This is a genomic window from Conexibacter sp. W3-3-2, from assembly GCF_009707605.1.
In the GTDB taxonomy this organism is placed as follows: domain Bacteria; phylum Actinomycetota; class Thermoleophilia; order Solirubrobacterales; family Solirubrobacteraceae; genus Paraconexibacter; species Paraconexibacter algicola.
Genome location: NZ_WLYW01000001.1, coordinates 3,793,371 through 3,818,637, shown reverse-complemented (window position 1 = coordinate 3,818,637; position 25,267 = coordinate 3,793,371). Strand labels below are relative to the sequence as shown.

26 protein-coding genes are annotated in these 25,267 nt (G+C 75.0%); 15 read left to right on the top strand and 11 right to left on the bottom strand.

Annotated features, from left to right (window positions below; all coding sequences use genetic code 11):
- Position 1 precedes the first annotated feature (1 nt).
- Positions 2-616, bottom strand: a complete 615-nt coding sequence (locus GKE82_RS18375; RefSeq protein ID WP_196189308.1) for a methyltransferase domain-containing protein — start codon at positions 614-616, stop codon at positions 2-4.
- Between the two features lie 91 nt (positions 617-707).
- Here GKE82_RS18375 and GKE82_RS27280 point away from each other — a divergent pair, with 91 nt between their 5' ends.
- From GKE82_RS27280 to GKE82_RS30965, 3 genes are read left to right on the top strand one after another with little or no spacing between them, the layout of a single operon-like run.
- Positions 708-1,379 (top strand): hypothetical protein, encoded by a 672-nt coding sequence (locus tag GKE82_RS27280; RefSeq protein ID WP_196189307.1) that lies wholly within the window; start codon positions 708-710, stop codon positions 1,377-1,379.
- The gene (locus GKE82_RS18370) at positions 1,376-2,428 is read left to right on the top strand and encodes a glycosyltransferase family 4 protein (protein ID WP_196189306.1); all 1,053 of its coding nucleotides are present in this window, start codon (positions 1,376-1,378) and stop codon (positions 2,426-2,428) included. The genes GKE82_RS27280 and GKE82_RS18370 overlap by 4 nt, the downstream gene beginning before the upstream one ends.
- On the top strand, positions 2,425-3,396 hold the full coding sequence (locus tag GKE82_RS30965) for a glycosyltransferase family 1 protein (RefSeq protein WP_154734283.1): 972 nt from the start codon (positions 2,425-2,427) through the stop codon (positions 3,394-3,396). The genes GKE82_RS18370 and GKE82_RS30965 overlap by 4 nt, the downstream gene beginning before the upstream one ends.
- Here the strand turns inward: GKE82_RS30965 and GKE82_RS18360 are convergent.
- Positions 3,362-4,759, bottom strand: a complete 1,398-nt coding sequence (locus GKE82_RS18360) for an NAD(P)/FAD-dependent oxidoreductase (protein ID WP_154734282.1) — start codon at positions 4,757-4,759, stop codon at positions 3,362-3,364. The two genes, GKE82_RS30965 and GKE82_RS18360, sit on opposite strands and share 35 nt — an antisense overlap.
- 4 nt (positions 4,760-4,763) lie before the next feature.
- Positions 4,764-5,723, bottom strand: coding sequence for a glycosyltransferase family 2 protein (locus GKE82_RS18355; RefSeq protein ID WP_199223895.1), 960 nt, complete (start codon positions 5,721-5,723; stop codon positions 4,764-4,766).
- A gap of 24 nt (positions 5,724-5,747) precedes the next feature.
- On the opposite strand from GKE82_RS18355, the gene GKE82_RS18350 reads away from it, so the two are divergent.
- Positions 5,748-6,653: a bifunctional 2-polyprenyl-6-hydroxyphenol methylase/3-demethylubiquinol 3-O-methyltransferase UbiG gene (locus tag GKE82_RS18350; RefSeq protein WP_154734281.1), complete on the top strand. Its 906-nt coding sequence runs from the start codon at positions 5,748-5,750 to the stop codon at positions 6,651-6,653.
- Here GKE82_RS18350 and GKE82_RS18345 read toward each other — a convergent pair.
- Together GKE82_RS18345 and GKE82_RS18340 are read right to left on the bottom strand one after the other, a co-directional pair.
- On the bottom strand, positions 6,643-7,620 hold the full coding sequence (locus GKE82_RS18345; protein WP_196189305.1) for a glycosyltransferase: 978 nt from the start codon (positions 7,618-7,620) through the stop codon (positions 6,643-6,645). The genes GKE82_RS18350 and GKE82_RS18345 overlap by 11 nt on opposite strands.
- Positions 7,617-8,648 carry a glycosyltransferase family 1 protein gene (locus GKE82_RS18340; RefSeq protein ID WP_154734280.1) on the bottom strand — a complete coding sequence of 344 codons (1,032 nt, stop codon included), beginning with the start codon at positions 8,646-8,648 and terminating at the stop codon, positions 7,617-7,619. The genes GKE82_RS18345 and GKE82_RS18340 overlap by 4 nt, the downstream gene beginning before the upstream one ends.
- 125 nt (positions 8,649-8,773) lie before the next feature.
- Here GKE82_RS18340 and GKE82_RS28970 point away from each other — a divergent pair, with 125 nt between their 5' ends.
- From GKE82_RS28970 to GKE82_RS18320, 4 genes are read left to right on the top strand one after another with little or no spacing between them, the layout of a single operon-like run.
- Positions 8,774-9,598 (top strand): WecB/TagA/CpsF family glycosyltransferase, encoded by an 825-nt coding sequence (locus GKE82_RS28970; RefSeq protein ID WP_107568503.1) that lies wholly within the window; start codon positions 8,774-8,776, stop codon positions 9,596-9,598.
- Positions 9,595-11,487: a hypothetical protein gene (locus tag GKE82_RS18330; RefSeq protein WP_154734279.1), complete on the top strand. Its 1,893-nt coding sequence runs from the start codon at positions 9,595-9,597 to the stop codon at positions 11,485-11,487. The genes GKE82_RS28970 and GKE82_RS18330 overlap by 4 nt, the downstream gene beginning before the upstream one ends.
- A 10-nt stretch (positions 11,488-11,497) precedes the next feature.
- Positions 11,498-12,310 (top strand): PfkB family carbohydrate kinase, encoded by an 813-nt coding sequence (locus tag GKE82_RS18325; RefSeq protein ID WP_154734278.1) that lies wholly within the window; start codon positions 11,498-11,500, stop codon positions 12,308-12,310.
- Positions 12,311-12,321: 11 nt separating this feature from the next.
- On the top strand, positions 12,322-12,741 hold the full coding sequence (locus GKE82_RS18320) for a VOC family protein (RefSeq protein WP_154734277.1): 420 nt from the start codon (positions 12,322-12,324) through the stop codon (positions 12,739-12,741).
- Positions 12,742-12,816: 75 nt separating this feature from the next.
- Here GKE82_RS18320 and GKE82_RS18315 read toward each other — a convergent pair whose 3' ends face one another.
- Together GKE82_RS18315 and rpiA are read right to left on the bottom strand one after the other, a co-directional pair.
- Positions 12,817-13,827, bottom strand: coding sequence for a BadF/BadG/BcrA/BcrD ATPase family protein (locus tag GKE82_RS18315; protein ID WP_154734276.1), 1,011 nt, complete (start codon positions 13,825-13,827; stop codon positions 12,817-12,819).
- A 307-nt stretch (positions 13,828-14,134) separates the two neighbouring features.
- Positions 14,135-14,857 carry a ribose 5-phosphate isomerase A gene (rpiA, locus tag GKE82_RS18310; protein WP_154734275.1) on the bottom strand — a complete coding sequence of 241 codons (723 nt, stop codon included), beginning with the start codon at positions 14,855-14,857 and terminating at the stop codon, positions 14,135-14,137.
- On the opposite strand from rpiA, the gene GKE82_RS18305 reads away from it, so the two are divergent.
- Genes GKE82_RS18305 through GKE82_RS30960 form a run of 4 tightly spaced genes read left to right on the top strand, consistent with a single transcriptional unit; the run spans position 14,856 to position 17,786 of the window.
- Entirely contained in the window at positions 14,856-15,632 is a 777-nt protein-coding gene (locus GKE82_RS18305) for an ABC transporter permease (protein ID WP_196189304.1), read from the top strand. The two genes, rpiA and GKE82_RS18305, sit on opposite strands and share 2 nt — an antisense overlap.
- The gene (locus GKE82_RS18300) at positions 15,629-16,390 is read left to right on the top strand and encodes an ABC transporter ATP-binding protein (RefSeq protein ID WP_309233693.1); all 762 of its coding nucleotides are present in this window, start codon (positions 15,629-15,631) and stop codon (positions 16,388-16,390) included. The genes GKE82_RS18305 and GKE82_RS18300 overlap by 4 nt, the downstream gene beginning before the upstream one ends.
- Positions 16,390-16,755, top strand: a complete 366-nt coding sequence (locus GKE82_RS18295; RefSeq protein WP_107568496.1) for a hypothetical protein — start codon at positions 16,390-16,392, stop codon at positions 16,753-16,755. The genes GKE82_RS18300 and GKE82_RS18295 overlap by 1 nt, the downstream gene beginning before the upstream one ends.
- Positions 16,752-17,786 (top strand): glycosyltransferase, encoded by a 1,035-nt coding sequence (locus GKE82_RS30960; protein WP_154734273.1) that lies wholly within the window; start codon positions 16,752-16,754, stop codon positions 17,784-17,786. The genes GKE82_RS18295 and GKE82_RS30960 overlap by 4 nt, the downstream gene beginning before the upstream one ends.
- Before the next feature lie 205 nt (positions 17,787-17,991).
- Here GKE82_RS30960 and GKE82_RS18285 read toward each other — a convergent pair whose 3' ends face one another.
- From GKE82_RS18285 to GKE82_RS18270, 4 genes are all read right to left on the bottom strand, one after another.
- Positions 17,992-18,990 carry an endo-1,4-beta-xylanase gene (locus GKE82_RS18285; RefSeq protein ID WP_196189303.1) on the bottom strand — a complete coding sequence of 333 codons (999 nt, stop codon included), beginning with the start codon at positions 18,988-18,990 and terminating at the stop codon, positions 17,992-17,994.
- Positions 18,991-19,061: 71 nt separating this feature from the next.
- Entirely contained in the window at positions 19,062-20,591 is a 1,530-nt protein-coding gene (locus GKE82_RS18280; protein ID WP_107568493.1) for a sugar transferase, read from the bottom strand.
- 89 nt (positions 20,592-20,680) lie between these two features.
- Positions 20,681-21,628 carry a UDP-glucuronic acid decarboxylase family protein gene (locus tag GKE82_RS18275; RefSeq protein WP_107568492.1) on the bottom strand — a complete coding sequence of 316 codons (948 nt, stop codon included), beginning with the start codon at positions 21,626-21,628 and terminating at the stop codon, positions 20,681-20,683.
- Positions 21,629-21,640: 12 nt separating this feature from the next.
- A complete protein-coding gene (locus tag GKE82_RS18270; protein WP_107569731.1) occupies positions 21,641-21,844 on the bottom strand; it encodes a hypothetical protein in 204 nt (67 codons plus the stop codon).
- A gap of 105 nt (positions 21,845-21,949) precedes the next feature.
- Between GKE82_RS18270 and GKE82_RS18265 the strand changes: the two genes are divergently transcribed.
- From GKE82_RS18265 to GKE82_RS18255, 3 genes are all read left to right on the top strand, one after another.
- The gene (locus GKE82_RS18265; RefSeq protein ID WP_107568491.1) at positions 21,950-22,483 is read left to right on the top strand and encodes a ferritin; all 534 of its coding nucleotides are present in this window, start codon (positions 21,950-21,952) and stop codon (positions 22,481-22,483) included.
- A 64-nt stretch (positions 22,484-22,547) separates the two neighbouring features.
- A complete protein-coding gene (locus tag GKE82_RS18260) occupies positions 22,548-23,159 on the top strand; it encodes a GNAT family N-acetyltransferase (RefSeq protein ID WP_196189302.1) in 612 nt (203 codons plus the stop codon).
- Positions 23,152-25,263: a DUF2298 domain-containing protein gene (locus tag GKE82_RS18255; RefSeq protein WP_154734270.1), complete on the top strand. Its 2,112-nt coding sequence runs from the start codon at positions 23,152-23,154 to the stop codon at positions 25,261-25,263. The genes GKE82_RS18260 and GKE82_RS18255 overlap by 8 nt, the downstream gene beginning before the upstream one ends.
- Positions 25,264-25,267: the final 4 nt, after the last annotated feature.

Here is a 25,267-nt window from a genome sequence, read left to right as displayed (position 1 = left end):
CTCAGCTCGCCACGACGTGGAAGCTGTGGCGCAGCAGCGGCGGGCCGCCGACGGCGCGCAGGTCGACCTCCGCGAAGCCGGCGTCGCGCAGCAGCCCGTCGAGCGTGCGGGCGCTGAAGAACCGCAGGTGGTCCGCGCGCGGGTCGAAGTGCGCGTCGAACGCGGCGGCGCGCAGCCCGAGGAGCACCGTGGACACGCGGCCATGGTACGGCGTGGTGAGGACCAGACGCCCGCCCCAGCGCAGGACGCGCCGCACGTCGGCCAGCCAGCCGACCGGATCGACGATGTGCTCGAGCACCTCCCCCGCCCAGACCGTGTCGAACGCGTCCTCCTCGAACGGCAGCGCCACGCCCTCCGGGACGACGCGCAGGTCGGTCGCGCGGCCCGCGTGGGCGCGGCGGGCGCGACGGATCGCCTCGTGGCTGACGTCGACGCCGACGACCTCCGCCCCGTGGTCGGCCAGGGCCGCCGCGAACGCGCCCGCGCCGCAGCCCGCGTCCAGCACGCGGTCCGCGGGACCGACGTGCGTCAGGAGGAACGCGCGGCGGACCGCGAACCGCTCGGGCTCGACGTCCTCCGGGACGGCCTGCCAGACCGCTTCGCGCAGGGACTCCATCGGCCGGGGGACCCTACCGGCCGCCCCCGTCCCCGGAGCCCTCGGTGCGCGTGCGCCCCGTCGGCCCCGCAGGTGCCGTAGATTCGTCGCGATGCCCGACCCGGTCGTCGCCATCGTCGCCGGACGCGGACAGCACGCCTACGGCGACGCCGGAGAGCTGCTGAACCGTCTGCGCGACCACGAGCCCGCCCCGCACCGCGTCGTCGTCCTGGACGCCGTCCGCGACCCGGACACGCGGCCGTGGCCCGAGGGCCCGGACGGTCCCGACGTCCTGCGCGCCCCGGGTGGATCGGCGACGGCCGCGCTCGTGACCGCGCTCGCCCATGCGCACGCCTGCGCGCCCGGCGCCGCGGTCGTCTGGCTGGACGCGCGCACCGACCTGCGCGCGCCGCTGCTCGGCGTGCTCGACGGCCTGCGCGCGGACGACGGGCTGCTGCGGGTCGACGGGCCCGCCTGGCACTGCGAGGCGGTCCCCGCCCGCGTGCCGCGGCTGGGCCGCCCCGCGATCGCCGCCACCCTGCGCGAGCTGCGCCGCGAGGCCGCCGCGCACGGCCGGGTCGTGGCCGCCGCCACCGAGCCCCGGCCCGCGCTCGTGCTCACCGCCCCGCTGGTCGCGGCGCTCGCCGCCCGGCGGCTGCTGCGCGACCCCGAACGCTGGCGTCACGCGCCGCTGGGCCCGCGGTCGCTCGCCGAGCTGCTCGTCGCCGCCACCGGGCTCGCCGCCCGCGACGTGACCTGCCTCCCCGCCCCGGTGTCCGCGTGACCGCGCAGGCGCCGCGGCTGCTCGCCGTCAACGCGGTCGACCACCCGGGCGGCGCGGAGCTGGGCCTCGTGCGCCTCGCCCGCCGGCTCGGGGCGCGCGGCTGGGAGATCACGCTGACCTCGCCGGAGGCCGGGCCGCTGGCCCACCAGGGGTTCGACTGGGCGCGCCTGGACGTCGGCGGGCTCGGTGCCGGTGAGGGCGCCCGCGCGGTCGCCGCCTGGCCGCGCGCCCGCAAGCTCGCCCGGGCCCACGACGTCGTCTACCTGAACTCCACCGTGTGCGGGCGCCTGCTGCCCGCGCTGCGCGGGCACCGGACCGTGCTGCACGTCCACGACGTCGTCGAGCGCGTCCCACGCCACTGGCACCGGGCCGACGTCGTGCTCGCCGACTCCCAGGCGGTCGCCGACCGCCTCGACGGGCTCGGCGCGCACGTCGTCTACTGCCCGATCGAGCTCGACCCCGGGGAGGCCCCGGCGCCCTGGGCGCCGACCGGCCCGCACGGCGAGACCGGACCCGTCGTCGGCTTCGTCGGCCGGATCGAGCCCCGCAAGGGCGTCGCCGACCTCGTCGCCGCCGCGCCCGCGATCCGCGCGCACGACCCGGAGATCCGCGTCGTGGTGATGGGCGACGACCCCTACGACACCGACCCCGACTACCTCGCCGACGTGCGCAGCGCCCCGGCCGTCGAGCACCTGCCGTGGGTCGACGACGCGCCCGCGATCATGCGCCACCTCTCGGTGCTGGTCGCACCCTCCCACCAGGAGCCGTTCGGCACCGTGCTGTCGGAGGCGATGGCGGTCGGCGTCCCGGTCGTCGCGACCCGCGTCGGCGGCCTCGCGGAGGTCGTGGACGACGGCGTCAACGGGATCCTCGTGGAGCCGGGCGACCCGCCCGCGCTCGCCGCCGCGGTGCTGCGCGTGCTGGAGCGCCGCGACGAGCTCGGGGCGCGCGCCCGCGAGGCCGCGCGGCGGTTCGGCGCCGACGCCTACAGCGACCGCGTCGAGGCGCTCCTGCGCCCCCTGCTCGCGACCCCGGCCGACGGCGCGTGAGGGTCGCGTTCGACACCCGCGGCGCGGGCGACCCGCGCGGGATCGGCCGCTACATCCGCTGCCTGCACGAGGCGCTGCTCGCCACCGCACAGGACGACGACGTGGTCGTCGAGACGCACCGGCCGCGCCGCGTCGACGTGTTCCACTCCCCGTGGATCGACGGCGCGAACGTGCGGGCGGGCGTCCCGCAGGTCGTGACGCTGCACGACGTGGTGCCGCTGAAGCGCCGCAGCGAGTACCTGCGCACCGGCATGCGGTTCCGCCTGCGCTACCTCGCGGTCGAGCGCGCCCAGCGCGTGATCTGCCCGACCGCGGCGGTCGCGCACGACGTCGTCGAGCGGCTCGACGTGCCGCTGGAGCGGATCAGCGTGATCGGGGAGGCGCCCGCGCCGGCGATGCGCCCGCGCCCGGCCGACGAGGTCGCCGCGGTCCGCGAGCGCTACGGGCTGCCCGACGAGTTCCTCGTCTGGGTCGGCGGGATGGAGCGCCCGGACCCGCGCAAGCGCGTCGCCGAGCTCGCCGCGACGCCGCGCGAGCTGCCGCTGGTGCTCGTCGGCCCGGCGCGCGAGTGGGCGCACGCGCTGTGCGACAGCACGGACGCCGGCGCGCCGCTGATCCTCACCGGGCACGTCAGCGACGACGAGCTCGCCGCGATCTACACGGCGGCGCACGCGCTCGTGTTCGCCTCCGACGACGAGGGGTTCGGCCTTCCGACCGTGGAGGCGCTCGCGTGCGGGACGCCGGTCGCCGCGTGCGACGTGCCGGCGCTGCGCGAGGTCCTCGACGGCCGCGCGACGCTCGTCCCCGTCGACGACCTGCCGGCGCTCGTCGCGGCCGCCCACGCGGCAGCGCGGCCCGCGCCCGCCCCGCCCGCGTGGAGCTGGGAGGACGCCGCCCGCGCCACCTGGGCCGTGTACCGGGAGATCGCCGAGGTCAGGCCGGCCCGGCCGCCGCGGCGCCCACGCTGAGCAGCAGCTCCTGCGCGGCCTCGCCGCCGAGCCGCACCGCGTAGTTCGTGCCCCGGTCCTCGGGATAGATCTGCGTGGTGTTCGCGAGCACCAGCCCGGGGACGCCGGTCTGCAGCGGCGGGATCCGCTCGTGGTACCCGACCGTGACGATCGGCTGCCCGGCGGGCTCGCGGAAGAGCCAGGAGGCCCGGATCCACGACGGGTCGAGGTCCGGGCGCACGCGGCGCAGCCCGGGCAGGTAGTGCGCCAGCAGCGCGTCGCGGTCGAGCGCCAGCAGCGGGTCGTCGGGCGCCACGTAGTTGGCGACGTAGAGGAACCGGCGGCCGTCGTAGCGGGCGGGATCGACGAGGTTCGTGTGCTCCACCAGCCCGACGAACGGGATCTGCGGATCGGCGATGTTCGTCCAGTAGTAGGGCGAGAACGGCCGGTCGAGCTCGAGCAGCAGGCACAGCGCCGCGTGGTACTCGGCGCGCCCGAGCCGCCCGAGGTAGTCGTCCCCGATCGCGGCGGCGAGGTCGCCGTGCAGGAGCCCGCGGAAGATGTCGCTCGGCACCGTCGCGAGCACCGCGTCGTAGTGCTCCGGCCCCTCGGGCGCGAGCGCGAAGGCGCGCGGGTCGTGGCCGCGGCGGAACGACTGCGGCGCCCCCGCGTGCACCGTGAAGCCCGAGCGCTCCGCGCGCTCGATCCGCGCCACCGGCCGGTCGATCAGGACGCGCCCGCCGCCCGCCTCGATGCGCTGCTGCAGCGCCGTCCACAGCGGCTCGAACGAGTCGCGCGGGTAGCCGAGGAGCTCCTCCCGCGCCTCCTTGCCCTCGAGCTGGCGGCGCAGCATGAACTTCCCCCACAGCCACGCCATCGAGATGTCGTCGGCGCGCGACCCGAACTTGCCGCGCAGCAGCGGCCCCCAGACCCGCTCGTAGGGCCGCTCGCCCATCTGGCGCAGGATCCACGCGCGGGCGGTCTCGTGCTCGTACTCGGTCACGGGCCGGCCGGCGCGCTGCAGGCGCAGCACCGCGAGGCCCATCCGCAGCCGGTCGCGCAGCGACAGCGGCGAGAAGCGCAGGAGGTCCAGCGGCGACGTGAACGGCCACGACCGTCCCTCGAGGAAGAACGCGGTCGAGGACGGGTGCCAGTCGATCGGCCCGACCCCGAGCTCCTCGCAGAGCGCGACGATGTGCCGGTCGCTGGTGAACCAGTGGTGGTAGTAGCGCTCCAGGAGGTGCCCGCCGCCGACGTCGAGCGTCGCGGCCATCCCGCCCAGACCGGGCCAGCGCTCGTGGACGTCGCAGACGTGCCCGGCCTGCTGCAGCCGCAGCGCGGCGGTCAGGCCGGCGACCCCGGCCCCGACGACAGCGACGCGCACGCGCTCAGTCCTCCTCGGCGTCGGGCCGGTTGCGCACGCGCCCGACGAGGTAGAGCGGGCGCTGCTTGACCTCGTCGTAGATCCGTCCCACGTACTCGCCGATCACGCCGATCGCCATCAGCTGGATGCCGCCCAGGAGCAGCACGGCGATCACGGTCGTGGTGACGCCGGGGACGAACTGCCCGGCGATGCGGAAGCCGACCGCGACCGGGATCGCGAGGAACGCCAGGAGCGCGCTGACGAACCCGACGATCGTCGCCACCTGCAGCGGCGCGTGCGAGAACGACACGATCGCGTCGAGCCCGAGCCGCACCATCTTGCGCAGCGGGTACTTCGTCTCCCCGGCGTGCCGCGGGGAACGCTCGTAGGGGACCGTCGTCTGCACGTAGCCGACCCAGCTGGTCATCCCGCGCAGGTAGCGGTTGCTCTCGCGCATCGCGCGGAGCCCGTCGAGCGCCCGGCGGTCCAGCAGCCGGAAGTCGCCGGCGTTCTGCTGCACCTCGATGTCCGCCACGCGCGACAGCACGCGGTAGAAGGCGTCGGCGGTGCGGAGCTTGAACCGCGTCTCCCCCGGCCGGCTCGTGCGGACGGCGCTGACGACGTCGGCGCCCGCCCGCCAGTGGGTCAGCAGCACCGGGATGAGCTCGGGCGGATCCTGGAGGTCCGCGTCGATCGTGACCGCGACCGCGCCGCGCGCGTGGTCGAGGCCGGCGGTGATCGCCGCCTGGTGGCCGAAGTTGCGGCTCAGCTCGACGACGACGAGCCGCGGCTCCTGCGCCGCGAGCTCGGCGAGCGCCTGCGCGGTGCCGTCGACGGAGCCGTCGTCGACGACGATCAGCTCGACGTCCTCGTCGGCGAGCGCGGCGAACACGCGCTCCACGAACGGGCGGACGCTCTGCGCCTCGTCGTACATCGGCGCGACGACGCTGATCAGCCCGTCGCGGGTCGGCTCACCGCCGGTCACCGCCGCATCGTAGTGTCCACCGCCGTGAACGCGACCGGTCCGTCCTGCGTGGCCTGCGGCACCCGCGGCCTGCGCGACCACCTGCGCGTCGCCGGCGAGATGGGCGCCGACGGCCTGATCCCGACCACCGACCGGTACGGCACCGCGCTGGCGGACATCGTGCGCTGCCCGGCCTGCGGGCACATGCAGCTGTCGCCGATGCCGCAGGACGCGGTGCTCGAGCAGGCGTACGCCGACGCGGCGTCGGCGGACTACGTCGCGGAGGAGGTCGGGCAGCGCGAGACGGCCCGACGAGCGCTCGAGCGGATCGAGCGGCACGCCGCGCGCACGGAGGAGCTGCTGGACCTCGGCTGCTGGGTCGGGTTTCTGCTCGCCGAGGCGCGCGACCGGGGCTGGCGCACGACCGGCGTCGAGCCGAGCACGTTCGCGTCCGCGTTCGCCCGCGACGAGCTCGGGCTGGACGTGCGGACCGAGGACCTCTTCACCGCCGCGCTGCCGCCGGCCGGCTACGACGCGGTCGTGCTCGGCGACGTGCTCGAGCACCTGCCGCGGCCCGGGGAGGCGCTTCAGCGCATCGCCGCGCTCCTGCGGCCGGGCGGCGTGGCGTGGTTCGCGCTCCCCGACGCGGGCAGCGCGGTGGCGCGCGGGCTCGGCGCGCGCTGGTGGTCGGTGCTGCCCACGCACGTGCAGTACTTCACGCGCACGTCGGTCCGCACGCTGCTGCGCACGCACGGCTGGGAGGTGCTCGAGGTCGCGACGGCCCCGAAGGCGTTCACCGTCCGCTACTACCTCGAGCGACTGGCGGGCTACTCCCCGGCGCTGTCGCGGACCGCGGTCGGCGCCGCCGCGCGGGTCGGGCTCGCGGAGCGCCTGTGGGCCCCGGACTTCCGCGACCGCATGCAGGTCCTCGCGCGCCCGCTCAGGGGCTGACGGGCGGCTCCAGGCCGAACGGCGCGGCCGCCGCACCGCCGCGCTCGGCCATCCGCGCGCGCAGCACCGCGCGCCGGCGGCGCGCCCCCGGGAGCAGCCGGTAGGCGTCGCGGTACCCGCGCAGCAGGTGGCGCTCGCGCAGGACCGCGTAGCCGAGCGCCAGGACCTCGTAGAGCAGCAGCCGCGGCAGGTCGCGCGCGAGCGACCGGGCGCTGTCGTTCTTGGCGATCATCAGCAGCCGGTTGCGGAACTGCAGCGTCCGGTGCGCCGGGCTGATCTGCGACCGCGTGGTCGGCGAGTAGAACCGCACGTGCCAGGCCAGGGCGGCCGGCTCGTACGTGCAGCCGTACCCGAGCAGCTGGGCGCGCCACGCGAGGTCGACGTCGCTGGCCCACAGCTCCATGTCCTCGTCGAGCACCTCGGCCCCGACCGCACACGCGTCGAGCACCTCGCGGCGGTAGAGCACGCACGCGCCGTCACCCCCGAACACCGGGGCGCGGCGCGCGCGACGGGCCATCGGCTCCCCGTGCCCGACGAGCCCGTTCTTGCGCCGGCGGTCGATCGCCATCGCGGCGGTGTCGAGGACCTCCAGCCGCTCCGCCTCGGTCATGCCGGTCGCGCGCACCAGGCGCGGCGCGACGGAGCCGATCCCGGGCCGGTCGAGCTGCGGCCGGGCGGCGGCGAGGAAGCCCGCGTCCAGCACGCAGTCGGCGTTCAGGAGCAGCACGGCCTCCCCGTCGGTGGCCGCGAGGCCCGCGTTGATCGCCGCGGCGTAGCTGCGCCGCTGCGACAGCGCGACGACCCGCGCGCCGTGCCGCTCGGCGACCGTGCGGGTCGTGTCCGTGCACGCGTTGTCGATCACGACGACCTCGGCGTCCGGCTGCACGGCGGCGGCCGGCAGCGAGTGCTCGAGCCGGTGCGCCTCGTCGACGCTGAGCACGAGGATCGTGGTGCGCGCCGGGCTCACGCGTCGAGCACCTGCCGGTAGACCGCGGCGGTCGCCCGCGCGGTGGCCTCCCAGGTGTGCGCGGCGGCGACCACGCGCCCGGCGGCGACCAGCGCGTCGCGGCGGCCCAGGGCGCGCAGGATCGCGTCGGCGATCGCCTCCACGTCGAGCGGGTCGAACAGCTCGGCGGCGCCCCCCGCGGTCTCCGGGAGCGCGGTCGCGTCCGCGCAGGCGACCGGGACGCCGCGGGCCATCGCCTCCACGAGGACGAGCCCGAAGCCCTCGTAGAGGCTCGGGTGCACGAGCAGGTCGGCGCCGCGCATCAGCGCGTCGAGCGCCCGGTCGTCGAGGTAGCCGGTCGTCTCGGCGCCGTGGCGGCCCGGCTCGTGGTCGCGGGTGGCGGTGTCGGTCCCGGCGAGGATCAGCCGGTGCTCGAGCGCCCCGCGGGCCACGAGCGCCCCGTGCGCCGCCTCCAGCCGGGCGAGGTTCTTCTTCGCCCGCAGGTCCCCGACCGCGAGCAGGTAGGGGCGCCCGTCGTCCCGCAGGCCGGCCGCGGCGAGGCCCGCGGGCCCGTCGGTCAGCGGCAGCGACGGCGCGTTGTGGACGACGTGGAGCTTCTCGGCGGGGACGCCGTAGCGGTCGGCCACGTCCGCGGCGGTCCAGGCGCTCACGCAGATCACGGCGTCGGCGGAGTGCACCGCGCGTCGCGTGATCGCCCGGTACTTCAGGCCCGTCGTTCGCGCGAAGTCGTCGGGGTGCGCCTCGAACGCGAGGTCGTGCACGGTGACCACGCCACGACAGGAGCGGCGCAGCGGCAGGAAGCAGTTCGGCGCGTGCACGAGGTCCGCGCCCGCACGGCGCGCGATCCGCGGCAGCTGGACCTGCTCGAACAGCACCTCCAGCGGGCCGCCGCCCTCCCGGACGAGCTCGAGCCGCAGGTCGTCGCCGAGCGCGCCGGGCAGGTGCTGGACCAGGCCGAGGACCGAGCGTCCCCAGCCGCGCAGGGGCTGGGCGAACGCGTCCCGGGCGTCGAGGACGACGGTGCGCATGCCCGGGGAAGGGTACGGCGGATGCCCGCGCGGGGGCCCGCGGGGCACGCTCGGCGTTGCCTGCGTCCGTGACAACCCGTACGATCCCGCGCGGTAGGGGAAACCCGGGCAGGGAGGAACCCGAGGTGACGACAGTCATCGACGACGCGACGATCGAGGTCCAGGACACGAGGAAGCACGCCCACGCGGACACCCCCGCGCGGTCGAACATCTTCGAGATCCCGGTCGACCTCGCCGAGCCCGCCGACCTGCTGCGCCGGATCACCGGCTGGGTCGGGGACGGGCAGGGCCCCCGTCGCGTCATGTACGTCAACGCGCACGTCCTGAACCAGTCGCACGCGATCCCGGCCCTGCGCCGGGCGCTCGAGTCGAGCGACCTCGTGTACTGCGACGGGTACGGCGTCCGCCTCGCCGCGAAGGCGATGGACACCGAGATCCCGCACCGCATGACCGGCGCGGACTGGGTCTGGGGCCTCGCGTCGCTGTGCGAGTCCGCCGGCCAGTCGATCTACCTCCTGGGCAGCGAGCCGGGCGTCGCCGCCGAGGCGACCCGTCGCCTGCGCCGCTGGTACCCGGGGCTGAACGTCGTCGGCACGCACCACGGGTACTTCGAGCCCGGCTCCGCGCACGACGAGCGCGTCGTCGAGGACATCAACGCCAAGCGTCCCGACATCGTGCTCGTCGGCATGGGCTCCCCCAAGCAGGAGCTGTGGGTCGAGCGCAACGCGCACCTGCTCGACACCGACGTGGTGTGGACGGTCGGCGCGCTGTTCGACTACGTGTCCGGGCGCGTGCCGCGCGCCCCGGCGTGGTTGGCGGACAATGGGCTGGAATGGATCTTCCGACTGGCGATCGAGCCGCAGCGGATGTGGCGCCGCTACCTGCTGGGCAACCCGCAGTTCGTGGGCCGCGTGATGGCGCAGGCCCGCAGCCGCCACGACCACCGTTGAGCCGCCGCCGCTGGGCGTCGCCCGCGGCCGCGCTGCTCGCCGGTCTCGGGGCGCTCAACCTCGCCGACGCCGCGGGCGTCGTCGGGCGCGGCGCGGTGCCGGACCTCGCCCGCGCCGGGTTCGCGGCGGTCGTCCTGTTCGGGGTCTGCGGCTTCGGGATCACGCGCCTGTTCCTGCCCGCGGGCCTGCGGTCCCGCGAGTGGCTGTGGGTGCTGCCGGTCGGGGCGTGCGTGTGCGCGCTGGTCATGACCGTCCTGGGGTTCGCGTACGTGCCGTTCGAGCTGAACCTCGCGCTCACGCTCGCGGGCGGCGCGGTGCTCGCGGTCGTCGCCGTCCGGCGCGTGCCCGGGGGCGTGCTCGGCTCCGGCGGGGTGCCCGCGCTGCGGCGGGCGGGCTGGCCGTTCTACGTCGCGCTGCTGCTGGCGTGCGTCGCGCTGATCCCGCTGTTCCGGGCGGGCTTCGCGACCGTCGGCGGCGAGGGGCAGGACGCGCACCTGGCGGTCGGCAGCGCGATCTTCCTGCAGCACCACTACCCGACCGCGGAGGCGGTCGAGGAGCCGGTCGACCGGATGCCGCTGGTGTGGCGCTCCAAGCAGCCGATCTACTACGCCCTGGGCGCGACCGCGACGCTCGCGGGCCTCGAGGTCTTCCAGACGATCTCGACGCTCGCCGCCGTCCTGCTCGCGCTCAGCGCGCTGGGCTTCTACCTGTTCACCCGTGAGGTGCTGCAGGCGCCGCGCTGGGTCGGGCTCGTGGCGATGGGGCTCGTCGGGCTCGACCGCATGGTCCTCCACACGATCATGCACCCGTACTTCAACCAGACGTGGGGCTTCTTCGCGATGCCGTTCGCGTTCGTCCTCGCCTGGTGGGTCGTCAAGGAGCGCACGCGCGGCGGCGTCGGGCTGCTCGTCGCCTTCACCGCCGTGCTCGCGTTCGCGTACCCGCTCGCGCTGCCGATCCCGATGATCCCGATCCTCATCCTGCTGTGGCCCGAGCGCCGCCGGGTGCGCCCGTGGCTGCGCGGGCTGTGGCGCGGGCCGCGGTCGCTGCTGTGGATGGTGCCGGTCGGGTTCGTGGCGCTCGTGCCGATCCGCGGCGTCGTCGAGAAGGGCGCCTCCGCCTACAACGTCGTCTTCAACCCCACGCGCACGCTGCGCAACTGGGGCGGCGACCTGACCGGCTACTTCCCCGAGCCGTGGTTCCTGGGCATGGACGAGTGGTGGTTCTTCGTCGCGATGATCCCGGTCCTGGGCTCCGGGATCTGGCTCGCGGTGCGCGAGCTGCCCCGCGGTCTGCGCAACGGGCTGCTCGGCGTCATCGCGTTCGCGATCGTGTTCGGGATCTGGTTCCGCATCCGCGAGTTCGGGTTCTACTTCCACTTCAAGACGCTCGCGTTCATCGCGCCGATCGCGCTCGTGCTCGCGATCGCCGGGCTGGCCCGGGCGCGGGCCGCGTGGGTCGGGCCGACCGCCGCGGTCGTGCTGCTGCTCAGCGCGTTCGGGTCGGCCAACGACGAGCTCGCGCGCACGTTCGACCAGCTGCCCAAGCACGTCCTGGCGCTGCGGTCGATCGACGACGCGTTGCCGCCCGGGCGGTCGATCCGGCTGGACGTCGACCCGCAGGAGCAGAACTGGGTCGCGTTCATGCTGCACGGGCAGCCGCTGTGCTCGCAGCGACCGCTGCTGAACACGTCCTATCCGCACGTGCCGATCTCGCGGCGGGCGGACTTCATCCTCACGAAGAACGACGCGCCCCGCCCCGCGGACGCTGTGGGCGCGCCGGTGCGCCGGCTCGAGGCGTTCACGCTGTGGCGGGCGCGGCCCGGCCTGCCCGGCCCGTCGCGCTGCTCGCAGAAGATGGTCCAGACCATCGAGCGCGTGACGACGTAGGGTCTGCCGGATGTACGCCGCGGCCGGGCACGTGACCGTCGACATCCTGCCGGGCGGCGCCCGGCGGGCGGGCGGGACCGTGCTCTACGGTGCCCTGGCCGCGACGCTGCGCGGGGAGGCCGCGCACGTGCTGACCGCCGGTGCCGACGACCTCGCGGCGCTGCTTCCGCGCGTCGACGGCGTCACGTTCGAGCGCGACGAGGCCGACGCGACGTCGACGTTCCGCAACCGCGGCACCGACCGCGAGCGGGTGCAGGAGCTGCTCGGCTGGGGCGGCATGGTCGCGCCCCGGTCGACGCCGGTGACGACGCGCGTCCTGCACCTCGGCCCGGTGGCGCGCGAGCTCGCGCCCGACTGGCTGGACGAGGCCGAGCAGGACGTCGTCGTGGTCCTCACGCCGCAGGGGCTCGTGCGCGGGTGGCCCGACGCCCCCACCGGCACCGGGCTCGTGCACCACGAGCCGATCGACCCGTCGTGGGCGCGCGCCCTGCGCCGGCGCGTGATCGTCGTCGTCAACGCGGGCGAGCTCGAGTGGATGCGCGACCTCGGCGACCGCGCCGTCGCGGTGGGCGGCGCGCTGGTGGTGACCGACGGGCCACGGGACGCCACCGTGCGCACCCGCGCGGGCACCGTGTCCGTGCCGGCCGCCCCGGTGGAGCTGGCCGACGACACCGGTGCGGGCGACGTGTTCGCGACCGTGATCGGTCTCGAGCTCGCGGCGGGCGCGCGGCTGCCGGCCGCCGTCGCGGCGGCGCACGCCGCGGTCGGCGATCTGCTCGGCCGCATCCACGAGCTGCTCCCGGTGGACGCCCCGACCCCGTAGCGTGCCGGGACATGCAGCAGCGCGTGTCCCTGATCACCCTCGGCGTGCCGTCGCTCCCCGACGCGGTCGGGTTCTACGAGCGGCTCGGCTGGACCGTCGCCAACGACTGGCGCGCCCAGGACGTCGCGTTCGTGGAGTGCGGCGGCATGGCGGTCGCGCTGTGGTCGCGCGCCGCGCTCGCCGCGGACTCGTGCGTGGAGGACGGCGGCGGCTGGGGCGGCGTCACGCTCGCGTACAACGTGCGGTCACCGCAGGAGGTCGACGCCGTGCTCGAGGAGGCGCGGGCCGCCGGGGCGACCGTGCGCCGCGCCGGGGCGCCGACGCCGTGGGGCGGCTACTCCGGCGTCTTCCTCGACGTCGCCGGCCACCCGTGGGAGGTCGCGCACAACCCGTTCTGGGCGCTCGACGAGGACGGCGCGGTCACGATCTGACCGCGGGGAGATCGGCCGGTCGGCCGCCGTGACCGGGGCGGTGCGGGGTCCCTGCCGGGCGGGCGCGTGCGCGCGTCAGGCGTCGGCGAGCGCGGCGGCCGCGTCGGGCAGGAGGGTGTCGATCGCGTCGGACCGCTCGCAGGCGTGGAGCGCCAGCGCGAGCGACCCGACGACGGGCGGCGTCTCGACCCGGCGGATCTCGGCGTTCGGCAGCCGCTGGGCGACGACCTCGGCGAACCGGGCGGTGAGCGCGCCGCCGGCCTTCCAGGTCGAGCCGGTCAGCCCGATCGGCAGGCCGGCGTCGGCCTCGAGGTCCAGCGCGTCGGCGATCGCGACGACGTGGTCGGCGAGCGCCTCCCCGCCACGGGCGAGCAGCGCGGTCGCCGCGGCGTCGCCCTGCGCGGCCGCCCGCGACACGATCGGGGCGAGCGCGGCGACGCGGGTCTTGCCGGCCCCGTCGGCGTAGAGCCCGATCACCGCGTCCGCGGCGGACGCGGCGCCCGTCTCCTCGCACAGCAGCGTTCCGAGGAGCGTCGGCGCGTCCCGCCCGTCGTAGGCGCGGATCGCGGCGCCGACCGCCTCGCGGCCGAGCCAGTGCCCGGAGCCCTCGTCCCCGAAGACGTGCCCCCAGCCACCGGCGCGACGGGCGCGGTGCTCGCCGTCGACCCCCAGGGCGTTGGAGCCGGTCCCCGAGATCACCGCGATGGCGGGCTCGCCGGCCGCGACGGCCGCCCAGGCGGCGACGACGTCGTTGACGAAGACGGCCGACGGCAGCGCCCGGACGACCGCCTCCCCGAGCGTGGCGGCGTCGGTGCCCGCACCCGCGACGAGCACCGCGCGGACGTCCTCCCGGTCCCCGGTGGCCTCCCCGACCGCCTCCGTGATCGCGGCGACGGCGTCGTCGAGTCCGATCGCGTCGGGGTTCGCCGGTCCGGACCGGCCGGTCGTGACCGCGCCGGTGGCGAGGTCGAGCGCGGCGGCGAGCGTCTTGGTGCCCCCGGCGTCGACCCCGACGACCAGCCCGTCCTGCGGGCCCGACGTGGCCCGACGGGTGATCGCGGCGGGCAGGTCGATCACGACGGTCACCCGCCGGACCCTACCCACCGCACCCGGCGCCCCGGCGCGCGCGGCGTTCCCGGCACCCGGCGCCCCCGGCCCGGGGCCTGCCCCCGGCGCCCCCGGCCCCCCGGCCCCCCGGCGGTGTGAACGGACATTTCCAGCCCCGGGAGGGGCGGGAAATGGACAGCTCGGCGGCCTCGAGGGCGATCCCGGGCAACGACGGCCCGAGGCTGTCCATCTTCCGCCCCCCTGGGGGCCGGAAATGTCCGTTCACGCCCTCCGGGACCGGCCCCGGCAGGCCCCGGCCCCGGCCCGGCCCGGGTGGCCGGGGACCTCAGCCCAGGGGATCGCGGGTGAACGCCGCCACGGTGCCGTCCGGGCGGCCGACGAGCGCCTCGTCGGCGACCCCGAGGAACAGGCCGTGGTCCATCACGCCCGGCGTGGTGAGCAGCTGCGTGTGCAGCAGCGGCAGCGAGGCGTCCCCGGGGATCTCCGCGTCCAGCAGGAGGTGCCCCTCCTCCGTGACGAACGGGTTGCCGTCGTCCTCGAGGCGCAGCTGCGGGTCGCCGACGAGCAGCGCCAGGCGCCGCTGCGTCGCCTGCGCGCCGAAGCGGGCGATCTCGACCGGCAGCCGGCGGGTCTCCCCCAGCCGCGAGACGAGCTTCGGCTGCTCGGCGACCACGACGAACCGCCGGGCGGCGCTCAGCACGAGCCGCTCGCGCAGCAGCGCGCCGCCACCGCCCTTCAGCAGGTCCAGGCCGGTGGTCAGCTCGTCGGCGCCGTCGATCGCCAGCGCGAGGTCGCTGCCCGCCATCAGCGGCAGCGCGACGATGCCCGCGGCCTCGGCGGCCCGCTCCGTCGCCGCCGACGCGCAGACCGCCGTGAGCGTGCCGGTCGCGTCCCCGAGACGGGTCGCGATCGCGTCCACGGCGGCCCAGACGGCCCGCCCGGACCCCAGTCCCAGGGCCATGCCGGGCTCGACGAGCTGCGCGACCTCCTGCGCCGCGGCGCGGCGGGCGGTCGTGTCGGGGTCGGAGTTGGGACACTCATGGTCCATGGGGGAGCTCCTGCGCTACCGCTATCTGTTCGAGCAGCTCGTCCGTCGCGAGCTGCGTCAGAAGTATCAGGGCAGCGTGCTCGGCATCGCCTGGTACTTCGTGAACCCGCTCGTGCTGATGGGCGCCTACTACCTGATGTTCGGGGTCGTGTTCACGCTGGCCGAGCACGACGACTACCCGCTGTTCCTCATGGTCGGCCTCGTCGTGTGGATGTTCTTCAGCCAGGCGCTGCTCTCCAGCGCGCCCGCCCTGCTGGACCAGGGCGCGCTGATCCGCAAGGCGCCGTTCCCGCGCGAGACGATCCCCGGGGCCGTCGTCACCGTGCAGATGGTGACGTTCACGATCGTGCTGGCGCTCGTCGGGGTCGTGACGATCGCCGTCCGCGGCACGCTGGACCCCGCAATCCTGCTGCTGCCCGTGATCCTCGTCGCGCTGTACGCGTTCGTGCTCGGCCTCGCGCTCGCGGTCAGCGTGCTGCACACGTACTTCCGGGACGTCGCGCCGATCCTCAGCGCGATCCTGCTGCCGTGGTTCTTCCTCTCGCCGATCTTCTTCGAGCCCGAGGACATCACCGACCAGGCGGCCGCGAAGTTCGCGATGGCGTGGGTGAACCCGGTCGCGCCGTTCATCGAGGCGGTCCGCGACGTGCTCTACGACGGGACCGTCCCGAGCGCCGCGGTGCTCCTGTACGTGCTGGTCGCGGCGACGCTCGCGCTGCTGGTCGGCCGGGCGATCTTCCGCGGCATGCAGCGCGAGCTGGCGGTGATCGTGTGAGCACCGCGACCGTCGCCCGGGGCGAGATCCTCCTCGAGGACGCGTCGCGCGCCTTCAGCGTGCGCGCCGATCGCGGCGGCACGCTGAAGGAGCTCGTGCTGCGCCGCCGGGCCGCGACGCCGCACGGGCCGGGCGCGATCCAGGCGCTCGACGGCGTCACCCTGCGGATCGCGCCCGGCGAGACGGTCGGGATCGTCGGCCGCAACGGGGCCGGCAAGTCCTCGACGCTGAAGGTCCTCGCCGGGATCGTGCCGCTCGACCGCGGGCGGGTCGCGCTCGGCGGCCAGGTCGTGACCCTGCTGGAGCTCGCCGCCGGCTTCGGGCGCGACTTCAGCGGCCGCGAGAACATCCTGCTCGGCGGCGCGCTGCACGGCCTCACGAAGGAGCAGATCGAGGCGCGGATGGACGACATCATCGCCTTCAGCGAGCTCGGCGACTTCATCGACGTGCCGGTGAAGACCTACTCCTCCGGCATGTACGTGCGGCTCGGGTTCGCGATCGCCGCGCACCTGGACGCCGACATCCTGCTCATCGACGAGGTCCTCGCCGTCGGCGACGAGGCGTTCCAGCGCAAGTGCGAGGAGCGGATCGCCGCCCAGGTCGCGGCGGGCGCGACGCTCGTCCTCGTCTCCCACGACGCCGCGCTCGTCGAGCGCACGTGCGCGCGGGTCGTGGTGCTCGACGGGGGCAAGGTCGCGTTCGACGGCCCGTGCCTGGAGGGCATGCCGTTCTACCACCGGATGATGGGGACCTCCTGATGCGGCCCGAGGACGCCCTGGACGCCGCGCGCACCGCGGCCGCCGCCGCCCGGGAGCGCGGCGCCTACGCGGACGCGTTGGAGGGCTTCGCGATCGAGCCGACGGACCGCGTGTCGACCGAGACGCTGATGGAGTGGGCGGTGATCGAGCCCGACGAGACGCTGATGCGCTCGACCCGTCGCCTGGGCGCCCCGATCACGTGGCTGAAGCGGCTGCTGCTGCGCGGCCTGCAGCAGCACTTCAACGAGCTGACCTCGCAGGAGAGCCGCTTCCATCTGCACCTGCTCGTCCACCTCGCCGAGCTCGAGGACCGGGTGCGCACGCTCGAGGAGGAGAACGCGCGGCTGCGGGGCGCGTCCTCGTGATCGTCCACCAGGTCCTGAGCGGCGCCGGACCGCACGACGCGGTCACGACGCAGGCGCGCGAGTTCCGCACGCTGTTCCGCTCGTGGGGGTGGTCCGGGGACATCTTCGCCGGGCACATCGACCCGCGGATCGCCTCCGAGGTGCGGCCGCTGCGCGCGCTCGGCACGCCGACGCCGGACGCCCTGCTGCTCGTCCACTACTCCGCGTACGCGCCGCGGCTGCGCCGCGTGCTGGACCTGCCCAACCGCACGCTCCTGCTCTCCCACAACGTCACCCCGGCCCGCTGGTTCTGGGACTACGAGCCGACCGTAGCGATCCACTGCCAGCTCGGCCGCGCGCAGCTGCCGGAGTACGCGGCCCGCGCCGACGTCGTCGCGGGCGTGTCGCCGTACAACGCCGCCGAGCTCGGCAGCGACGTCGTCGTCCCGATCCTGTTCGACCCCGGGACGCTCGGCACCCCGGCGCCGGACGCGGTGCGCCGACCGCACGAGCTGCTGTTCGTCGGGCGGCTCGCGCCGCACAAGCGGCAGGACGAGCTGATCCGCCTGGTTGCGCTGCTGCGCCGCCACCGGCTGCCGGACGCGACGCTGCGCCTCGTCGGGGAGCCGCTGAACCCGAACTACCGTGCCGCGCTCGCCGGTCTCGCGGACCAGCTCGCGCCCGGCGCGGTGACGATCGAGTCGTCGCTCACCGCGGACGAGCTCGCCACGCGGTACGCGTCGGCCGGCGCGTTCGTCTGCCTCTCCGAGCACGAGGGCTTCTGCATCCCGCTGCTCGAGGCGTTCCACTTCGGCGCCCCGGTGGTCGCTCGGCCGGTCGGCGGCATCCCGTCCGTGGTCGGCGACGCGGCGTTGCTCGTCGAGGACCGCGACCTGGCCGTCGTCGCCGAGCTCGTCACCCTGGCCCTCGAGGACCGCGAGCTGTCCGACGAGCTCGTCCGCCGCGGCGCCGCGCGCGTGGGCGCCTTCGACCACGAGCACACCGCGGTCGCACTCCGCGCGGCGATCGAGCGGACCGCCGCCGCCCGCTGACCCGCCCCCGCCGCGCCCCGCCCCACCCCGCCCCGCCGCGGTGAACGGACATTTCCAGCCCTCATGGGGGCAGGAGATGGACAGCCTGCGACGCCTTCGGGCGATCGCCCCGTCGCGCTGTCCATCTTCCGCCCCCCAGGGGGCTGGAAATGTCCGTTCACCGCCCCCCGCGAGGTGGCGGGTGGTGCGGCGGCGGCGGGGGCGCTCAGGGGGTCGGCGCCTGCAGCGCGGCGGCGAACGCCCGGTAGGCGGGCTTGGGCTCCAGCTCGCGGTCCAGCAGCGTCGCGTCGCCGAAGCCCGGCTGCGTCTCCGGGATCCACGAGAACCGGTCGGTGAAGCCCCACACCGTGATGCCCTTGCAGCGGTCGACGCGCCGGCAGGCGCGCACGACCTGCGCGTAGATGTCCGCCTGGCGGGCCCGGGCGGCGTCGTCGGCGGGCAGCTGAAGCGCCACGTCCAGCTCGGTCACGCGCACGTCGAGGCCGAGGTCGGAGAAGCGACGCAGGTTCTCCTCGAAGCCCTTCGGGACGCCGTCGAGGTTGAAGTGCGCCTGGAACCCGACGCCGTCCAGGGGCGCGCCCGCCGCCTTGAGCGCCTTCGCGAACGCGTAGAAGCGGTCGCTCTTGGCGCTGATGCCGTCCGCGGCGATCTCATTCCAGTAGAGCTTCGCGTCCGGGTCCGCCTCGCGCGCCCAGCGCAGCACCCGGGCGGGGAAGTCGGGGCCGAGCGTGTCGGACCAGAGGGACCTGCGGTAGCCGGAGCCGTCGTCGGCGGTCAGCTCGTTGAGGACGTCCCACTCGAACACGCGCCCCCGGTACCGGCCGACGGTCCGGCGCACGTGCTCGCGGACGATGCCGTCGAGCTGCTCGCGGGAGAAGCCGCCGTCCGTCAGCCACCGCGGGATCTGGTTGTGCCAGATCAGCGTGTGCCCGCGGACCGCCATGTCGTGCTCCCGCGCGAAGTCGACCGCGGCGTCGGCGTCGGTCCAGTTCAGCGTCCCGCGCTCCGGCTCGATCGCGTCCCACTTCATCGCGTTCTCGGGCGTCAGCGTCGAGAACTCGCGCGCGAGCTCCTCGCGGTAGCCGGCGTAGTTCTTCAGCGCCGGGCCGGGGACCGCGGTGCCGACGTCGCGCCCGTCGCGCGCGGCGAGCTCGCGCAGCGGCACCGGCCCGTTCGGCTCCCCGCCGACGTTCGACTCGCGCACCAGCGCGGCGACCAGCAGCGCCCCGAGCAGGATCCCGCCGAGCAGCAGGACCGTGAGGACGCGCCGGCGGGTCAGAACGCGCCGCGGCGGCTCAGGACCGCGGGGATCGTCTTGACGAGGATCGTGAGGTCCAGCGACGGGGACCAGCGCTCGAGGTAGAGGAAGTCGAGGCGGACCAGGTCGTCGAAGTCCAGGTCGGAGCGGCCGGACACCTGCCACAGGCCGGTGATGCCCGGCAGCACGAGGTAGCGCTTGCGGTGCCAGTCCTCGAGGCGGTCGAAGTCCCGCTGGGGCAGCGGCCGCGGGCCGACGAGCGACATGTCGCCCTTCAGGACGTTGGCGAGCTGCGGCAGCTCGTCGAGGCTGAAGCGGCGCAGGACCTTGCCGACGGGCGTGATCCGCGGGTCGTCCTTGATCTTGAAGATCGCGCCGCTGGCCTCGTTGGCGTCCTCGAGCTCGGCCTGGACCTGGTCGGCGTCCCGGTACATCGTGCGGAACTTGAAGCACGCGAACGGCACGCCGCCGATCCCGGGTCGGATCGAGCGGTAGATGATCGGCCCGCGCGAGGTGAGCCGCACCGCGAGCGCGGCGACGAGCAGCACCGGCGAGAGCAGCAGCAGCATGACGCTGGCGACGAGCAGGTCGAACGAGCGCTTCAGCGCGAAGTCGACGCCCTCGAACACCGGGGGCTTCAGCTCGAACAGCGGCACGGACTGGCCGGGCAGGAACTCGGCGCGGTGGATGAGGATCTCCATCGTCGACGGCGCGACGCGCACGCGGACGCCGCGCTGGTGGCAGCGGTCGACGAGGTCGACGGCCTGCGGCTGCGGGAAGTCGGGGTCGGCGATGATGACCTCGTCGATCCCGCCGCGGGCGAGGATGTCGGAGAGGTCCTCCAGCGAGCCGAGCGAGCGCAGCCCGTTGTCCGGCCGCGGCGTCAGGGAGATGAAGCCGACGAGGTGGATGCCGCCGGCGTCCCCGGCCTTCAGCGCGTGCGCGACCTGCTCGATGTGCTGGCCGGAGCCGACGAGCACCGCGCGGCGCTCGTAGCCGGCGGCCGACAGCAGGTAGCCGGTGATCCGCTCGTAGGCGAAGCGCAGCGTGCTCACGTACGCGACGGCGAACGCCAGCGAGCCGTAGAAGAGGTAGTAGGAGGAGAACGTCTCGCCGCTGACGACCGCGTAGATCAACGAGACGACCATCACCTGGAACAGCGAGGCGACGATCCGGGTCAGGCCGGGGCGCACGCTGCGGTGCCCGTACATGTCCGAGCGGGCGAACAGCAGCGCAGTGACGAGGTAGGCGAACGACGCGTACTGCTTGGTCTGGTCGATGACCGTCGAGAACTCGAACGCGTCGCGCGCGAAGTACTTGATCATCAGCGCCGTGAAGATCGCGGCGAAGACCCCGAGGAGGTCGAGCAGCAGCAGCGACAGGACGCGACCGAGGCGGCGGGCGGTGTCGAGCCGCAGCAGGAACCGCAGGACCGGCGGGCGCTTGGCGCGGACGTCGCGCTCGGGCAGGGGAGGACCCGCGACCCCGTCGGTCGCGCTGCGCGGATCGGTTCCGCGCGCGGCATCGGGCGCCGGCTGCGTGCGCATCTCCCTACCGATAACGCCGCACCCTCGCAGAAGTAACGCGGTTGTGGATGCCCGGGATCATCCACCGGGGACCGGCGGACACGCCCGGATCAGCGGGCGTGACCGACGAGCGCGTCGCGGCCGGCCTGGTCCAGCGTGCGCTGCAGGCCCTCGCGCAGCGCCACCTTGGGCTCCCAGCCCAGGAGCTCCTTGGCGCGCGTGATGTCGGGGCGACGCTGCTTGGGGTCGTCGGTCGGCAGCGCCTCGAAGACGATGTCCGACGCCGAGCCGGTGACGTCCACGACGGCGTGGGCGAGCTCGAGCAGCGTGAACTCGTCGGGGTTGCCGATGTTGACCGGGAAGTGCTCGCCGCTCTCGGCCAGGCGGATCATCCCGTCGATCAGGTCGCTGACGAAGCAGAACGACCGCGTCTGGCTGCCGTCGCCGAACACGGTGATCGGGAGGTCCTGGAGCGCCTGGCGCATGAAGGTCGGGATCGCACGGCCGTCGTGGGCGCGCATGCGGGCGCCGTAGGTGTTGAAGATCCGCATGATCGCCGTGTCCACGCCCTGCTGCTTGTGGTAGGCCATCGTGAGCGCCTCGGCGTACCGCTTGGCCTCGTCGTAGACGCCGCGCGGGCCGATCGGGTTGACGTGGCCCCAGTAGGACTCCTGCTGCGGGTGCACCTGCGGGTCGCCGTAGACCTCGGAGGTCGAGGCGATGAGGAAGCGGGCGCGGTGCTTCTTCGCCAGGCCGAGGGTGTGGTGCGTGCCGTGGGAGCCGACCTTGAGCGTGTGCAGCGGCAGCCGCAGGTAGTCGATCGGCGAGGCCGGGGAGGCGAGGTGGTACACGAAGTCGACCGGCTCGTCGACGAAGTAGGGCTCGATGATGTCGAGCTGCCGGAACTCGAACTCGGGCACCCGGATGTGCTCGATGTTGTGCAGCGAGCCGGTCTCGAGGTTGTCGACGCAGATCACCCGGTGCCCGCGACGGAGCAGCTCGTCGCACAGATGGGACCCCAGGAACCCGGCACCGCCGGTCACCAGACACGTAGCCATAGGGCGCGAAGGCTACTTCGCGCGGCGCCGCGCGGCCTTCAGCGCGGCCTTGGGCACGATCTCGACGACCGTGTAGGTGCGGCGATCCAGGCGCTCGTAGTAGCCCTGCGTCTCGAGACGCTTCAGCACGACCGGGCACTTCTTGCACCGCGGGCCGTCCTTGCAGCACTTCTTCTTCGCGGTGATCTTCTTGCCGGGGGCGAGCGTCTTGGACATGAGGTTCAGGGCAAAGACCGACACGGGAGGTCGGGATTGCTTCGGGTAGCCTAACACGCCGTCGCCGGGCGCGTCCTCGTCCCCTCGGCCGCATACGATGTGGGCATGCCCGCCGCCCCCTTCGTCGCCAAGCTCAACGAGCAGGTCGCCTACGAGTTCGCCGCCTCGCAGCAGTACGTCGCGATCGCCGTGTACTACGACGGCGAGACGCTGCCCCGCCTCGCGTCGTTCTTCTACGCGCAGGCGCTCGAGGAGCGCAACCACGCGATGATGATGGTCCAGTACCTGCTCGACGCGGACGCCGAGGTCAGCATCCCCGCGGTCGCCGGCCCGCGCAACGGCTTCGGCGACATCGTCGAGCCGGTCCAGCTCGCGCTCGAGCAGGAGAAGCGCGTGACCGACCAGATCAACGGCCTGGCCGCCGCCGCGCGCGAGCACGGCGACTACGCCAGCGAGCAGTTCATGCAGTGGTTCATCAAGGAGCAGGTCGAGGAGGTCGCGTCGATGAACGACCTCCTCGCGATCGTCAAGCGCTGCATCGACGACCCGCTGCGCGCCGAGGAGTGGCTCGCCCGCGAGGCCGCGGGCGAGGAGGGCGGCGACGCCACCGCGCCCGCCGCGGCGGGCGGCGCGCTCTAGGAGCCACCTCGCGCCACGGTCCCCGCTGGCGCTCGCGGCGCGCGGCCGCTACGGTCCGCGCGCCGTGTCCGACGCCCGCCCCTGGCCCTCCCCGCTCGCCGGCACGCTGACCGGCGCGATCGTGCGGCTCGAGCCGCTCGCCGAGCACCACGTCGACGCCCTCTTCACCGCCTCGCGCGACCCGGCGATCTGGCGCTGGATGCGGGCCTACCCGGCGTCACGGGCGAGCTTCGACGCCTGGATCGACGACGCCCTGCGCGCCCGCGAGGAGGGCAGCGAGTTCCCGTTTGCGACCGTGCGCGTCCGCGACGGCGTGCCGGTCGGCTCGACGCGGTTCATGGCGCTGCGGCCCGAGCACCGGGGCCTGGAGATCGGCTGGACGTGGCTCGGTCCCGCCGCGTGGCGCACGGGCGCGAACGTCGAGGCGAAGCTGCTCATGCTCACCCACGCGTTCGACGCCCTCGGCTGCATGCGCGTGGAGCTCAAGACGCACGCCGAGAACCAGCGGTCCCGGGACGCGATGACCGCGATGGGCGCCTGGTTCGAGGGCATCCACCGCAAGAAGCAGCTCGTGCCCGGCATCGGGGTGCGCGACACCGCCTGGTTCAGCATCGTCGACGAGGAGTGGCCCGCGGTCCGCCGGCGGCTGCGGGCGCGGCTGGCCGCGCATGGCTGACGCGCTCGCGGTCCTCGCGCTGGTCGGCGCGCTCGGGCTCGCCGGGCTCCCACCGGCCCGCGTGCTGCTCGCCGGGCTGCCCGGTGGCGGGGCGGGCGTCGCGCGGCCGCTCGCGCTGCTGCTGGCGGGCTTCGCGGTCTGGCTCCTCGTGAGCCTCGGGATCGGTGCGGTGACCGCGCCCTGGGTCTGGCTCGGGATCCTCGCCGTCGCCGCGCTGGGCCTGGGCGTGCACCGCGCGACGCCACGACGGGAGCCGGCCCCCACGGCGCGCGCGCTCGTGCTCGGGGCGGAGGTCGCGTTCGTGGCGTTCTTCGTGCTCGGCTGCCTGCTGGCCGCCTTCGCGCCGGACGTGCTCGGGACCGAGAAGCCCTCGGACATGATGCTGCTGCACGCGACGATCGGGACCGACCGGCTGCCGCCGACCGACCTCTGGCTCGCCGGGCAGGAGGTCAACTACTACTACTTCGGCTCGTACCTGATCGGGTTCGTCGGCACGGCGCTGGGGATCGAGCCCGACCGCGTCTACAACCTCGGGATCGGCCTGACGTTCGGGCTCAGCGCGAGCGCCGTGTTCGGCGTCGCGGGCAGTCTCGCCGCACGGGTGCGGCCGCGCCGCGCGGTCCTCGCGGGCACGGTCGCCACCGGCTTCACCGTGCTCGCGTCGAACCTCGAGGGGCTGCGGATCGTGCTCGACCACGACGGGCCGCTGCGCGCGCTGCCGTGGTTCGACGCCTCGCGCGTGACGCCCGGTGGGATCGACGACTTCCCCTTCTTCGCCACGATGCTCGGCGACCTGCACGCCCACCTGCTCGCGATCCCGTTCGTGCTGCTCGGGGTCGCCCTCGCGGCGCACGCGTGGCTCCGTGGACCGTGGGCGGGCCCGCCCGCGGTGGCCGCGGCCCGCGCGGCGCTCACGGGACTGACCGTGGGCGCGCTCTACGCGATGCACTCGTGGAACGTGCCCGGGGCGGTGGGCCTGCTCATCGCCGCGGGCGCGGGCTGGTGGTGGCGCCGGCCACCGCAGGCACGGGATGCGCGCTCCGCGATGCTCGTGGTGGCGTGGATGGCCGCGGTCGCGGTCGCCGCGGTCGTGCTGCTCGCGCCGTTCCTGCTGGCGTTCGAGCCGGGCACCGACGGCACCGGGGCGGTCGACGACCGCCAGGACCTCTGGCACCTGCTCGGTCGCCTGGGGCTCACGCAGGGCGTGCTGCTCGCCGTCGCGCTGCTGGCGCTCGCGACGCGCGCGTGGCGCGCCGCGGCGGTCGCGGTCGGTGTGGCGCTGCTGCTCGGCCTGCTGGGGGCGTCCGTGGCCGGACCGGTGCTGCTGCTGGGGCTCGCCGGGGTCGCCCTGGCGGTGGCGGCGCGCGGGCGTGACGCGCCGACCGGGTTCGCGTTCGTGCTCGTCGGCGCGGCGCTCGTGTCGCTGCTGCTGCCCGAGGTGGTCTACGTCCGCGACGCGTTCGACGGCGGCCCGTTCGAGCGGCAGAACACGATCTTCAAGTTCACGTTCTCGGCCTGGGTGCTGCTCGGTGCGGGGTCGGGGGCGCTCCTGGCGGCGGTCTGGTCGGACGCGGGCCGGACGGCGCGGACCGCGCTGGCGGGCGCGGTGCTCGTCGCGGCGGTCGCGTCCGCCGTCTTCGTCGTCGCCGGCCCGTACGCGCGGACCGGCGGGTTCGCGGAGCCCGCGCAGCTCGGCGGCATGCGCTGGCTGGAGCGCAGCGCACCCGGCGACGTCGCGGCGATCCGCTGGCTGCGCGACCGCACCGCGCGCGACGCGGTCGTGCTCGAGGCCGCGGGCCCCGACTACACGACCGCCGGGCGGATCGCGATGTTCAGCGGTCGCGCGACGGTGATCGCGTGGGCGGGTCACCACCTCGTCTGGAACCAGGACATCGGCCGGCGCGAGACCGAGGTCGCCACCGTGTACGCGGGCACCGATCCCGCCGCGGCGCGCGCGGTCCTGCGCCGCTACGGCGTCGACTACGTCGTCGTCGGGGCGCTGGAGCGCACGACCTACCCCGGGCCCGGTCTGCGGGCGGTCGCGCAGCTCGGCACGCGCGCGTTCGCCGCGCCGGACGGCACGGTCGTCTACCGCGTGCGCTGACCGC

Excerpts from the sequence above, each read along its gene's own strand:
- GKE82_RS18265 (WP_107568491.1), top strand. The coding sequence starts at position 21,950 with ATGCCCGCCGCCCCCTTCGTCGCCAAGCTCAACGAGCAGGTCGCCTAC.
- rpiA (WP_154734275.1), bottom strand. The coding sequence starts at position 14,857 with ATGGACCATGAGTGTCCCAACTCCGACCCCGACACGACCGCCCGCCGC.
- GKE82_RS18295 (WP_107568496.1), top strand. The coding sequence starts at position 16,390 with ATGCGGCCCGAGGACGCCCTGGACGCCGCGCGCACCGCGGCCGCCGCC.
- GKE82_RS18275 (WP_107568492.1), bottom strand. The coding sequence starts at position 21,628 with ATGGCTACGTGTCTGGTGACCGGCGGTGCCGGGTTCCTGGGGTCCCAT.
- GKE82_RS18320 (WP_154734277.1), top strand. The coding sequence starts at position 12,322 with ATGCAGCAGCGCGTGTCCCTGATCACCCTCGGCGTGCCGTCGCTCCCC.
- GKE82_RS18325 (WP_154734278.1), top strand. The coding sequence starts at position 11,498 with ATGTACGCCGCGGCCGGGCACGTGACCGTCGACATCCTGCCGGGCGGC.
- GKE82_RS18375 (WP_196189308.1), bottom strand. The coding sequence starts at position 616 with ATGGAGTCCCTGCGCGAAGCGGTCTGGCAGGCCGTCCCGGAGGACGTC.
- GKE82_RS18340 (WP_154734280.1), bottom strand. The coding sequence starts at position 8,648 with ATGCGCACCGTCGTCCTCGACGCCCGGGACGCGTTCGCCCAGCCCCTG.
- GKE82_RS27280 (WP_196189307.1), top strand. The coding sequence starts at position 708 with ATGCCCGACCCGGTCGTCGCCATCGTCGCCGGACGCGGACAGCACGCC.
- GKE82_RS18270 (WP_107569731.1), bottom strand. The coding sequence starts at position 21,844 with ATGTCCAAGACGCTCGCCCCCGGCAAGAAGATCACCGCGAAGAAGAAG.
- GKE82_RS18280 (WP_107568493.1), bottom strand. The coding sequence starts at position 20,591 with ATGCGCACGCAGCCGGCGCCCGATGCCGCGCGCGGAACCGATCCGCGC.
- GKE82_RS18305 (WP_196189304.1), top strand. The coding sequence starts at position 14,856 with ATGGGGGAGCTCCTGCGCTACCGCTATCTGTTCGAGCAGCTCGTCCGT.
- GKE82_RS18255 (WP_154734270.1), top strand. The coding sequence starts at position 23,152 with ATGGCTGACGCGCTCGCGGTCCTCGCGCTGGTCGGCGCGCTCGGGCTC.